11 protein-coding genes and 1 rRNA gene are annotated in these 12,458 nt (G+C 48.4%); 1 reads left to right on the top strand and 11 read right to left on the bottom strand.

Features of this window, described 5'->3' with window-relative positions; genetic code table 11:
* Both WFJ73_RS05710 and WFJ73_RS05705 read right to left on the bottom strand, forming a co-directional pair.
* A 16S ribosomal RNA gene (locus WFJ73_RS05710) occupies positions 1–305 on the bottom strand; the annotation flags it as partial.
* Positions 306–1,222: 917 nt separating this feature from the next.
* Positions 1,223–2,077 (bottom strand): helix-turn-helix domain-containing protein, encoded by an 855-nt coding sequence (locus WFJ73_RS05705; protein WP_336772096.1) that lies wholly within the window; start codon positions 2,075–2,077, stop codon positions 1,223–1,225.
* A 107-nt stretch (positions 2,078–2,184) separates the two neighbouring features.
* Between WFJ73_RS05705 and gap the strand changes: the two genes are divergently transcribed.
* Entirely contained in the window at positions 2,185–3,186 is a 1,002-nt protein-coding gene (gene gap, locus WFJ73_RS05700) for a type I glyceraldehyde-3-phosphate dehydrogenase (RefSeq protein WP_336772095.1), read from the top strand.
* A gap of 230 nt (positions 3,187–3,416) precedes the next feature.
* On the opposite strand, the gene WFJ73_RS05695 is transcribed toward gap, so the two are convergent.
* The 9 genes from WFJ73_RS05695 to nagZ all read right to left on the bottom strand — a co-directional run bounded on the left by WFJ73_RS05695 (position 3,417) and on the right by nagZ (position 12,454).
* Positions 3,417–3,857, bottom strand: a complete 441-nt coding sequence (locus tag WFJ73_RS05695) for a VOC family protein (RefSeq protein ID WP_336772094.1) — start codon at positions 3,855–3,857, stop codon at positions 3,417–3,419.
* Positions 3,858–3,878: 21 nt separating this feature from the next.
* Positions 3,879–4,664, bottom strand: a complete 786-nt coding sequence (locus WFJ73_RS05690; RefSeq protein WP_336772093.1) for a sugar phosphate isomerase/epimerase family protein — start codon at positions 4,662–4,664, stop codon at positions 3,879–3,881.
* A 40-nt stretch (positions 4,665–4,704) separates the two neighbouring features.
* Positions 4,705–5,442 (bottom strand): 6-phosphogluconolactonase, encoded by a 738-nt coding sequence (locus WFJ73_RS05685; protein WP_336772092.1) that lies wholly within the window; start codon positions 5,440–5,442, stop codon positions 4,705–4,707.
* Between the two features lie 36 nt (positions 5,443–5,478).
* Positions 5,479–6,465 (bottom strand): zinc-binding dehydrogenase, encoded by a 987-nt coding sequence (locus WFJ73_RS05680; RefSeq protein WP_336772091.1) that lies wholly within the window; start codon positions 6,463–6,465, stop codon positions 5,479–5,481.
* A 100-nt stretch (positions 6,466–6,565) separates the two neighbouring features.
* Positions 6,566–7,204 carry a ThuA domain-containing protein gene (locus WFJ73_RS05675; protein WP_336772090.1) on the bottom strand — a complete coding sequence of 213 codons (639 nt, stop codon included), beginning with the start codon at positions 7,202–7,204 and terminating at the stop codon, positions 6,566–6,568.
* 37 nt (positions 7,205–7,241) lie between these two features.
* Positions 7,242–8,879 carry an extracellular solute-binding protein gene (locus WFJ73_RS05670; RefSeq protein ID WP_336772137.1) on the bottom strand — a complete coding sequence of 546 codons (1,638 nt, stop codon included), beginning with the start codon at positions 8,877–8,879 and terminating at the stop codon, positions 7,242–7,244.
* 79 nt (positions 8,880–8,958) lie between these two features.
* The gene (locus WFJ73_RS05665; RefSeq protein WP_336772089.1) at positions 8,959–9,840 is read right to left on the bottom strand and encodes a carbohydrate ABC transporter permease; all 882 of its coding nucleotides are present in this window, start codon (positions 9,838–9,840) and stop codon (positions 8,959–8,961) included.
* A 19-nt stretch (positions 9,841–9,859) separates the two neighbouring features.
* Complete coding sequence (locus WFJ73_RS05660) at positions 9,860–10,828, bottom strand: ABC transporter permease (protein ID WP_336772088.1); 969 nt, start codon at positions 10,826–10,828, stop codon at positions 9,860–9,862.
* 27 nt (positions 10,829–10,855) lie between these two features.
* Entirely contained in the window at positions 10,856–12,454 is a 1,599-nt protein-coding gene (gene nagZ / locus WFJ73_RS05655; protein ID WP_336772087.1) for a beta-N-acetylhexosaminidase, read from the bottom strand.
* Between the last annotated feature and the right edge of the window lie 4 nt (positions 12,455–12,458).

Genomic DNA, 12,458 nt, shown 5'->3' with positions numbered 1-12,458 from the left:
CACCCTCTCAGGTCGGCTACGCATCGTCGCCTTGGTGAGCCGTTACCCCACCAACTAGCTAATGCGCCGCGGGTCCATCCATAAGTGGCAGATTGCTCCGCCTTTCCCGATTCGATCATGCGACCGCTTCGCGTATCCGGTATTAGCATTCGTTTCCGAATGTTATCCCAGTCTTATGGGCAGGTTACCCACGTGTTACTCACCCGTCCGCCGCTAACCTTACCCGAAGGCAAAGTCCGCTCGACTTGCATGTATTAGGCACGCCGCCAGCGTTCGTCCTGAGCCAGGATCAAACTCTCCATTAAAGAGTTTTCTCGATCGATCGAATCGATCAGGAAAATCTCAGATGTTTGACTTGCTCATTCATTTAAAAAATCGCTTTTCCGTTATTTCTAACGGGGCAGTTTCGCTCGTTGTTCAGTTTTCAAAGAACAATTTTTTTAAACAACGTTTCATATCTTATCACGTTATCGAATTCAGTGTCAAGCTTTATTTTTCATCCAATTACTCGATGATTTTTAGCTTTTCGTCCGAACCGCTTGTCTCTCGCGGCCGGAGTTATAATATAGCATGATTAGATTTTAGATTTCAACAGGTAATAATTTACTGCTAGTATAACGTTTGATGATTTCGCTAGTGTTCTTCATATTCAGTTCATAAGATAGAGAACTTAATCCAATATTGTTATGCGCTTCTTCTAAAGATACGCCGCGGTTCATTGAGCTTGCGATAATCTCGGCTGCTCCCCCCGGATCCGAAATAAAACCACCCTTTTTGAGTGAGTTGTATAATAACGCCTATATTTCATCCTTCCCGGTCCGCTGTTGTTCGCCTTTGACTAACTCTAGTAAAAACCTAACCCTGACGATGAGGTCCGGTTGCATAGGCTGATGAATAACTTGCTAGCTAATATTGTGTCAGGCACCGTCCGCTTCTCGAATGTAACAGGGAACGGTTGCTTTTATATCGATTTGAGGCAACCACTTCTGCTTTCTTCTTCATTCTTTACCACTTCTCGCATTCTCTATCGTTTGCCGGTTGCTCCCTCTTCCGTTGTTCATATTCTAAAGGCTTAGAATCACTCTCGATATAAAAAAGACACTGATGAAGAAACTCAATCAGTGTCTTTTGCTTTCATGAACAAACAATTCTCATAATCGTTTCTAAGGAATATGCCATATTGGGGATTTTCTCGCTATTGGCAACCTAGCAATGCAATTCCCTATTGAGCACTCGCGAATTGACGGGAGATGTTTCGATATACGGTTGGAGACAATCCTTTCTTAGCTGTAAATTGTTTGATGAAGTAAGTGTCATACTCAAATCCTGTGGCACGCGCTATTTCGTTCAAGCTCATACCTGTATGGGTAAGAAGATCCCCCGCAACTTTCAAGCGGTGTAATAGCAAATATCCTATGGCTGTACATCCGCATCTTTCTTGAAACATCTTATTAAGCGACACACGATTCAAGTGTGCGCATTTCGTTAAATCTTCCAAGGTGACTTTATTTGCATAGTTGGTATGTATATATTCCAGTACTAAATCAACTGGGGATTGTTCGCTTTGGCGATTCAAATCCTCAAGCAATCCTAATATCTGAATAAGATATTTTTTGATTCTACACACCCAGTTTGCATCGCTTTGCGCGAACACTTCAGTTCCAAGCACAAAAAACCACTCAAATATTTGCGGGTATGCTTTCTCGGTAACAAAAGGTACTCCAGTGCGCGTAGGATTGTCCTGAAAAAGCGAAAGACCTGTTTGTATTTTCAGATGGCTAGGAAAGTAGTCTTCTGTTTCAGAAATCGGGACGGTATTAAGAAAATCGGGATGATAACTGAATGATTGCGCAGAAGCATTATGCTTTTCAATTATTTGTATCGAATCTTTTTCGGTCAAACAGAGAACGCCGGGTGCAGTAATCGCGATCGGTCGCTCGTTGAGTACCCCGTTTATGCTGCCAGAGGTAATAAAGATTATAGTAAGACGCTCCTGATAGGGAAGGCGGTTCAAATCCTCAGTGGCAATAAATTCAATATTTACCGTCCTATCTTTGTGGCGGTCGATTTGCGGCATGGTTCTCACCTGACAAATAGTATAGTCAATCTCTTCACTTTTAACAGTGTACCATAAAGATATGAAAGATATACTTTTAAGCGAGACAAAGAAAGGTGGTTATAATTATGGCAGTCAACATTGCGATTAATGGTTTTGGTAGAATTGGCAGGCTTGCCTTTCGGCAGCTATTTGGTACAGAAGGATATCAGATTGTTGCTATCAATGATCTGACAAGTCCAAAGATGCTTGCGCATTTGCTAAAACACGACACAACGCAGCGAGATTATGATGAAAGAATTGATTTTACTGCTAATAGCCTGATCGTGAACAATGTTGATATTCCGATTTATGCTGAAAGAGATCCCGGCAAGCTCCCGTGGAAAGAATTGCAAGTTGACTTAGTTTTGGAGTGTACAGGCCTTTTTGCATCAAAAAAAGCGGCTTCAGCTCATATAGAGGCAGGCGCAAAAAAGGTGGTCGTCTCCACCGTTGCCGGCAAAGATATTCCCACAATTGTATATGGCGTTAATGAACACACGCTAACTAAAGAGGACACTATCGTTTCGGCCGCATCCTGCACTACGAACTGTCTAGCTCCAATGGTCTATTACCTTAACGAGCTTTCGCCGATAAAAAAAGGTTTTATGACAACGATACATGCTTATACAAACGACCAGAATACCCTTGATGGCCCTCACGCTAAAGGTGACTTGCGTCGGGCTCGCGCTGCGGCTGGCAACATCATCCCAACGTCAACCGGGGCAGCAAAAGCAATAGGGCTAGTGATCCCTTCTTTAGAGGGCAAACTGGATGGTGTATCCCAAAGAGTGCCGGTGATGGCTGGCTCCCTCACAGAACTGACAGTAGTCGTGGATGGATCCGTAACTGCGGAGCAGGTCAACGAAAAGATGGAGCAGTCCCAGTCGGAGCAATACGGATATACAGAGGAAGAGCTTGTTTCGTCCGATATTATTGGCATGACTTACGGCAGCTTGTTTGACGCCACGCAAACAAATGTAATGGAACTAGGAACAGATACTCTAGTGAAAATAGCTGCATGGTATGATAACGAAAACTCTTTTACCAGCCAAATGATCCGCACCGCCAAATATCTTGCAGAATTGTGATGTTATTTTGCAAATGAAAAGTGCATGGCTTTTTCTTAGTTGTTTATTCAAAAGCGATGCAAGTAAGCCAAGTCGACTAATGTTTTTATAACTTGGCCTAACGCGTGGATCCATGCGGGTTGGTAATACATTAATAACTGTTTTATATTTCTTAAGCCTTAACTTAAAATAAACCGGCAGCTGATCATAGGCTTCATGATCAGCTGCCGGTTATGTTCTGCATTGTGGGTCTACGTTACAATCGTCGTTCGCTGATCCCAAGGCTCCCTCCCCTTCACTTCTTGAATAAACTCGATTTCTTCGCCATCGAACCCAATTACATAAGCAAAGTACATGTAGACCGGCTCTGGCTTCGCTTCCATAATATCCGCAAACGTAGGCGGCAGTTTAGACTTCCCTCCTGCGGCAATCGCCCGATCGTAGCTCGTGCGTATGTCATCCGTCCACAAAGCAACGTGAAGCCAACGGCCGCTTGCCGGCGTATCCTCCGCTCCCCCCTCGGACACCTCGATGCAAGAGCCGTCGCCCATATCCATCATATAGACGCGTTTATCTTTCCCCCATATATGCTTTACAGTGAAGCCAAGTCCCTCCTCGTAAAACTTGACGGTCTGCTCGAAGTGACTGGAGGTCATTCCAACATGATGCAGGCTGGGATGTTTTCGTTCCATATGAAAGCCACCCTTTCGCAATTAAGTCGCTTCTCTTAACTGACTTATTAGGCTCCTCAAATCTTGCTCCGCAACCGCAAGCTTGCTCCCTCTCGTCCGTGATTCATTCTCTATCGCCAGCCACTCGCAGCCTCCCGATTTGCATTGCTGAAGAATTAACGGCCAGTCATTAAGATCGCCATCGGATGCAATAGCAGCCTCGGTACCTTGTTTAGAATCAAACGGCTTACAATGCACAACCCGAAGCCGGCCGGCTGTTTGAGTAAGCGCACGAACGGGATCGCCTGCCCCCTCCAGACAATTACCGGTATCGAGCTCTAAAAACACCGAAGGCTTCGTATGCTCGATAAGAATATCCCATGGAGTTACGCCGTCAAAGCTGTCATGAAACTCATGTGCATGAGTATGATAGCCAAGCCGCATGCCTTTCATCTCCAATCGGTCCGCAAGCTCATTCATTTGCTCCGCATAACGAAGCCAAGTCTCTGCATGGTTATCTTCCGGCATATGCCCGACGTTCCACGGGCCTCCGAGACATGGGATAATGATGTTCGGATTGCCGAGCTCTGCATGATAACGAATCGTATTCTCCAGCGTGTCAGGCTGCAGCAGTCTCCACTCCACATGCCAGCCGCATAACTCCAGTCGATGCTTTGCGAGGAGTTCCTTAACCACGGAAGCAGGCCATAAAGTCTCGCCGTACATTTCAATACCTTCGTAGCCCATCTCACGAACTGCGCCAAGCGTAGCATCCAGATCCCGCTTCATATCCTCGTAGACCGTATACATCGCCAGTGCAAACTTCATTTCCATCTCCCCCATCTCTTTCCGTCATCATCGGCTATCCCTATAAACGGTGGATAATGGCTGACGCGGCGTCCGCGTCGAGCAGTACTTCACAATTCGGATGAAGCTGAACAATGGATGCGGGCATATCCGAATTAACAGGCCCAAACAGCGCCTGCTCAATAATGTCAGCCTTATGCTTTCCTTTTGCGACAAGTATGAGATGACGGGTATGCATAATGTTTTTAATACCGAGCGTCAATCCGCCCAGCGGATGCTCTGGGCCGACGCCCGTCTCTTTGCGGACGCGTGCTTCGAAGATCGGGTCCATCGGCGATACCCAGGTCGTGCTCTCGAACGGGGTTCCCGGCTGATTAATGCCAACATGGCCATTGAAGCCTATTCCGAGCATTTGCAGGTCGACGCCCCCGCGAGAAGCAAGAGCGTCCTCGAACAAACGGCATTCCCGTTCAAAATCATCAGACATCGTAGGCGGCATAATGAAGTTTTCATCTGGAATGCCAAGATTCTTAAATAGCTGCTCATAGATCATCGAATAGCAGCTTCCGGAATAACTCCGATCGAGGTTAGTCAGCTCGTCGACGTTGAATATAGTCACGCGGGATACATCAAACGGATACTTCTCGTATAGCTCCGATACGACGGCATGCATGCCGCCTGTCGTCTGCCCCGTGGATAAACCAATTACCGCTTCAGGTTTCTTCAGCATCTGCGTTACAATTCGCCAAGCGGCGGCGATATCGAACGCTCTTTCATCTTTCTCAATCGTAATTTTCATGCTTATCTCTCCAATTGATTATTGTTATAAGATCTACTACATCGATCTCCAATCAAAAATCGTACACGTCTTCGCATAAGTCTTGTTTACAAGTGACTGATAAGCGTCGTCACAACGCGCTGGATCGACCAGCTCATAAATGCCGTCCACTTTCAGAGCGCCGTTTTTGATCCACTCCATACCGACCGCAAAATTGCCATAGTTGCTGCCAGGCATAAATTCAGAGGAATGCCGCGGAATGCTCCATTCCCAGCCGGAAGTCATCGTAATAAATCCGTAAAACACTTTCAGGAATATGTCATGCGCCCACGTATCGGTCCCCCTGTACCAAGGAACGCCAATCAGCGACAGTTCCCCTCCCTTGCGCAGCACGTCCAGTGCGTCAAGCGCTGCTTGCTCCGCACCGGAGCATTCCATGGCCAGACCGAACCTGCCGGCTGCTTGGCAATCCTTAATTGAAGCGTACACATGGAGCAAACCGCAATCGCGTGCGATTTGCCTCCTTTTCTCGCCAGGGTCGACTGCATATACGGTATAACCGCAATGCTTCATCATCTGTGCACACATCAGCCCAACAATGCCAAGCCCCGTCACCAACACGGGTTCAACCGGTTTGATCTGTGTCTTCAGCATAGCCGTCATCGACACGGCCGGGATGCGACATAGTACGGCCTCCTCGGGCAGCATCCCCTCCATCATCGGAACAATGTCATCCTCAGAGACAAAATTGTATAAACGATGCGGGGCGCTCGCAAATATGATATCTCCGGGCTTCGCATGCTTTACCTTGCTTCCCGTGCCTATCACTTGCATGACTACGGCATAACCAATCTCCATCGGGTAGCGACTGCCGCCGAAATAGTCCATATACCCTCCGCGCTCGGAGCCCGAAGAGATCAGCGACACTAATGTTTTCCCGAATATTTCTCTTTCGTCCAAAGACCGTTCCTGAAACGTCTCCTTAACTAAAGCAGCCTTTCCTTGCTTCACGAACTGTACGCTGGCATTCTCGTAAATGTTCAAGCTGCAGATTCCTCCATTTCAAGCTAAGTGTCAGTTCCCATCTCCGTTGCTCATACTATAAATATGGCTGTCCTCGTCATCACGAGGGGCAGCCTTTTTACTAGTTGATTGTTGCCCAGTTCGAAGCATTTTTGAGCAATTGAATCATCTGCGGATTGCCAAGCGCTTCCTCCGTATGGCCGGGAGTGAGTCCAACAACCTTCCCTTTCCCGAAGGAATGCGCCCACCCTCCAGCGGCCGTTACCGCCTCCGATGTACTGAGCATGAGCATGTCCGTCCGTGCGATGTTAACCTGACAGTAATAATGCTCATCCATTACCGTGAAAGGTTCGACGCCCTCCAGAATAGGATTAGTCACATTGCGGATTGGCACATTTTCAACAGGAACATGATTATGAGAGTGGCCGATGAACCGCCCGGAGTTTAGAGTCTTATAAAATGGACTGTCTTCTTCAATTAGCACAAGACCAGCGTGCACGAACAAGATACCCATGCCATCTTTCACGCGCGAGATGACCTGCTCTTGCTCATCAAAGGTAATATCCCCTTCACCGTCCGGTCGACCTACCGTCAACATGACAAGAAGATCAATCGAATCGCTGGAATCGATTGCATCGCGCAGACGATTACTCAGCACGACATTCCAAACCTCGCGGTCGAACACTTTTTCCATTTGAGGATCGATCAATTCCTTGGGATGGTACATGTCATCGCGAATAATGCACACTGTTTTCTTCACTGTCGCTGCCCCTCTCTCACCGATTGTTTGGTATCCGTTACGCTTTGTTTAGCTTCTTCAAATTTTCCTCGTATTTCGTCTGCATGTAAGCCTGCACCTTGGCATATCCCAGATTGTCGCGGTCTTTGAGGAACTTATTGTAGAGCTGGTCAAAGTCCCCATCGTTTTTCGCCATGAGCAGCTTCGGCAGCGTTTTGCCCCATAGCTGCTGGATTTTGGTCCAGATCACGCCTTCCGGTGAAGTACCGCCTGGCGTCAGCTGCGTGAATTCAGAGAAGTTATGCGTCTTTCCTTTCGTCCACTGGCCAGTAGACAGATAAGGCTCTTGCGTAGGCGGTGCCCATTCGAGCCACATGTTCGTGTCCATCATCATCCAATACGTATATTCCGCGCCGTATTTGGCTCCGTCCGTCGCCGTCAGATAACTTTCGAGGAATTGGTCTTTGCCGTCAATCGTATCATAGGTAACGCCTTTTTCACCCAGACAGAAATCCTTTTGTCCTTCTTCACTGATCATATAGCTCATAAACTCGATGGCGCGTTTTTTATCTTTTACATTTTTGGAAATGAGCGTAATCGTCCAGCCGGAGATGCCCGGACCGGATAATGTCGGCTGATCGAGATTAGCGTTCGCCGGACCATCGATCGGGATGTAGATTTTGTCCGGATCCGTTTTGTAGACGGCGGCGTTCTGTACGCCTACGTCCGCGATCTGGTACAACATCGCGAAGTAACGGCCTTGCACTTCCTTCTCATCCATTTGCGGTCGTTTGTCGATAAAAATGTCCTTGGAGAGTAAGCCCATTTCATTAGCCTTGCGGAATACCTTCAGCCATTTGAGATATTCCGGATCGGTCGAACGATCATACAGTTTTCCGTCCTTTTGCTGCGGAATCGCCAGGAAGTTCTGCAGGAAATCTTCCAGCGAATAGTTGCCGTTGTCTCCAAATTCATGGAAAGCAAGCGGGATCAGCGGCTGGCCGTTCACTTCCGGAAATTTCTCCTTAGCCGCCTTCAATGCGTTCAGGAACCCTTCCGGCGTTCTCATCTCGGGCTTGCCGAGCGCTTCATACATGTCTTTACGGACCAGGAATGTTTGGTTCGATGTATACTGTAAGCCGTATTTCTTGTAATCGTTAGGAGAAGACGATGAGTTCGGATAACCGTAGAAATTGCCGTCTTCTTGGGTAAACCATGAGATTTTGTCCGGATCGGCAACGGTGTACAAGTACGGGTCATATTCATCCGCCAGCTTATTTAACGGAAGCACAAGTCCGCTGTCGATCAGCTTCTGTACGTTCGGGTCGCCAACGTCGAGGGTAATGAAATCCGGAAGCTTACCGGAAGCGATCATCGTATTCATTTTTTCATTCTCATTGCCGGCAGGCACAATCAGATTCAGATCGACGCCTGTTTTCTTCGTAATGTACTTCGACGTGTTGTCTTCGCCCCACTTGCTCGTAAACCATGAGAAGTTAACATACCAGTCGAACTTGATTGGCTTCGTGTCCGTTTTCCAGCCAGGTACGTTCGGATCGAGCTTTGTGGTCTCCACTGCCGCCGATGGCTCCGTTCCCTTATTCGCTGTCGCAGGCTTATTGTCATTCGAAGACGAACAAGCTGCCGCTGTGCCCAGCAGGCCGACCAGCGTCACTACCGTTAACGCCTTTCGCATTTTCCTCAAAATGATTACCCCTCTCGTATTTGTTTTATATGGTCTTTGTTGTGAGAACCAAAGCTTGTGAATGATCCAATCAACCTTTAATGGAGCCAATCATAAAGCCTTTAACGAAATACTTTTGCAAAAACGGGTATACGATGACGATCGGCAGCGTAGCAACGACCATCGTGGCGAGTTTTACAGATTGTGATGTCACTTTGCGGACAACATTGTCGGGTACCATCGAAGCGATTTGGTTCGAGCCGGATAAGGCGACGATGCGGTAAAGGAAAGTTTGAATCGGCTGCAGGTCCGGATTATTCGTAAAGATGACGGCCGTGAAATAATCATTCCATTGGTACACGCCGTGGAACAGCGAGATCGTAGCAATGACGGGCATCGAGCAGGGAATAATAATTCGGTAAAAGATTTTGAAGTCATTCGCCCCGTCGATTCTCGCCGCTTCCTCCAGCCCTTCGGGCATTTCCCGGAAAAAAGCAAGGAAGATAATCAGATCGAAAAAGCTGAACATCGCCGGGAAGATATATACCCAAAAGCTGTCGAGCAGCCCCAGGTCGCGGATCAGCAAATAATAAGGAATCAGCCCGCCGCTGAAAAAGAGTGTCACGGTGCCGATGTACATATACAGCGTTCTGCCCACCAGCTCCTTGCGGGAAAATGCATAGGCAACCATCGCCGTAAAAAACACGTGGAGCGCAGTGCCGACTACCGTTTTTGCCACGGTAATGCCCATGGCCGTCATCAGGCCTTTGTTCTGGAAGACGGTCTTGTAATTGTCGAGACTGAACACCCGCGGAAGCCAGTAGATGCCGCCGCGCATAGCGTCCTGGCCTTCGTTGAACGAATTGACGATAACGTACCAAATCGGATAAATCGTGAGAAAGCAAATGACCAGCATTAGCGCAATATTGCCCCAGTCAAACAGCCTTTCTGCGGTTGTTCGGTTTTTCAGCATCGGATCATCCCTTTACCGGTTATAAAAGCGAAGTATCGTTGAGCTTTTTCGTCACATAATTCGCGGACAAGAGGAGAAGGAACGCAATGATCGATTTGAACAAACCAACCGCCGTGGAGTATGAGTAACGTCCTTCCGATATTCCCACTTGATAGACGTAAGTGTCGATGACATTGCTAGAGCTTTCGTTCAGCTGGTTTTTTAGAATAAAGACCTGGTCGAAGTTCGAGGACAAGATGCCGCTGATGGCCAGGATAAACAAAATGGCGATGGTGCCTTTAATCATCGGGAGAGTAATCAGAAACATCTTCTGAAAACGGCTTGCGCCATCCATGGTAGCCGCTTCGTACAATTCCGGCGAGACGCTGGCGATCGCGGCCAAATAAATGATGGCGTTCCAGCCTAGCTCCTTCCAAATGTCCGAGCTCACGATGATCGTCCAGAAGTAACCGGGTTCGGCCAGATAGCTGATCGGTTCTTTGATGAGGTGCAGGGCCATCAGTAAGTCGTTGATTATACCGACGTCCGCCAGCCAAGTAGTCAAGATGCCGCCCAGGATGACCCAGGATAAGAAATGCGGCAGGTAGGAGATGGTTTGCACGATTTTTTTATAACGCAGCGAGCGTAATTCGTTAACAAATAAAGCGAATAGAATCGGAATCGGAAATCCGATTAGAAGCTTGAGCGCACTCATCGCTAGCGTGTTCTTAAGCACATAAGGCAGACTGTCGTCTGTCAGGAATTCCTTGAACTGGGCTAATCCGACCCATGGCGATTCGCTAATCGACCGGGTAATGTCGTATTCCTTAAAGGCAATGATCAGACCGTACAACGGAACGTAGCTGAAAATAATCATCCAGGCAATTCCGACGAGTGCCATCGCCTGCAAATATCTTTGCGCCATGAATTTCCGCGCAAGCGTGTATACTCTGCTTTTCTTATTGCGCTGCTTCTCTAGCTTGACTGACGTTGTTGCGTGAGCATCCATGCGCACCCCTCCAACAGTTGTCATCTATTAATGGTCGAACGCCGTCTGCAAGGTAACTGGCAGCATGCCGCTCGCCTGAATCTCTCCCGTCAATACTTTGGCCAGCGACCTGATCGTCAGCGGTTTATTCTCGTAACACGCGATATATCCGCTAACTTCCGGGAACACGTTCAGGTCATACGGCATCCGCAGCGATACGATCGTTAACAGCACGCCTTCCCTAGCTGCCAACGCAGTCACCATATGCTGTTGTCCTTCCGAGAATACGGCATTATAGGTGCCGACGATGATCTGGCGATAGCCTTGGCTGTCCGACAGCACTTTAGCGATCTCCTCTTCGTCCGGATTAACGGCGATGATCTGCTCTTTACATGCTGCAAGCCATCCGGCGAGTAATCTGCCAAGTGTCGTTTCTTCTCCAAGCGGCTCTGCCGTTTCCGAGACGGGACGCATATTCGGCCATACAATGTAGGTAGCTTCTTCTTTATTAAGAGGGATCTGATTATTGCCCCGTACAACCGTAATGCTTCTTTCGCTGATATTTCGTGCAGCCGCCTGGTGTTCCTGTGACCCCACCAATTGACGAATCAACCCGGGAGATGAAGGCTGAAGGTTGAATAAGCCGCGTTTTTCCTTCAGCTTCAGCAACCGTACGACCGATTCATCGATGCGGGATTCGCTGATCCGACCTTCTCTTACCGCCTTAATAGCCGCCTTTAGTCCTTCAACCTGCAAATGGAGCTGATGGCTGATGAGCACGAGATCAGCTCCCGCTTCAATAGCCAAAACCGCGCCTTCTCCGACGCCAACCCCTTGCGAAACAGCATTCATCTCCAGGCAATCTGTCGTAATAACGCCTTCAAAGCCCAGCTCCCCGCGAAGAAGTCCGGTCAGAATCGGATGCGATAAGGTTGCTGGGATTGGCCGGGACTCATAAGCCGGGAAAATCACATGCGCCGTCATGATGGCGTCAACGCCTGACGCGATCGCCCGTTTAAACGGTACAAGCTCCACCTCATGCAGCCGTTCCCGGTCATGGGCAACCAATGGAAGCTCATGATGCGAATCGGCGCTCGTATCGCCATGTCCCGGAAAATGCTTGACTGTGGCTGTGATGCCGGCGGTCTGATACCCCTTTACCGCTGCCGACCCCATCCTCCCGACCAGCTCCGGATTTTCACCATAAGAACGTACACCAATAACCGGGTTCAGCGGATTGTTATTCACATCGATACAAGGAGCAAAATTCATATTCAGCCCCATTGCGCGAAGCTCCGTTCCGGAGATAAGGGCTGCGTTATACACCCCGGCTTCGTCTCCCGCTGCGCCAAGCGCCATATTGCCGGGCATAAGCGTGATTCCCTGCTCAATGCCTGACACCATCCCCCCTTCTTGGTCGAGCGAGATGAGCAGCGGAATAGCTGATTCTCTTTGAAGACTAGCCGTTAATTCCGACGCCTGTTCAGGAGACCGAAGATTGCGCCGGAAGAAATTCACACCGCCAATGTGGTAATCGCGAAGGTGCTGAAGTATCGATTCGTTAGGCTCAGTGCCGTCAAAACCGCACATAAACAATTGCCCGATCTTTTGCTCCAGAGTCAAATTCTTTAACCTTTCATTGATCATTTCG

This window comes from Paenibacillus sp. MMO-58 (assembly GCF_037146255.1).
In the GTDB taxonomy this organism is placed as follows: domain Bacteria; phylum Bacillota; class Bacilli; order Paenibacillales; family Paenibacillaceae; genus Pristimantibacillus.
This window is presented reverse-complemented; position numbering and strand designations above follow the sequence as displayed.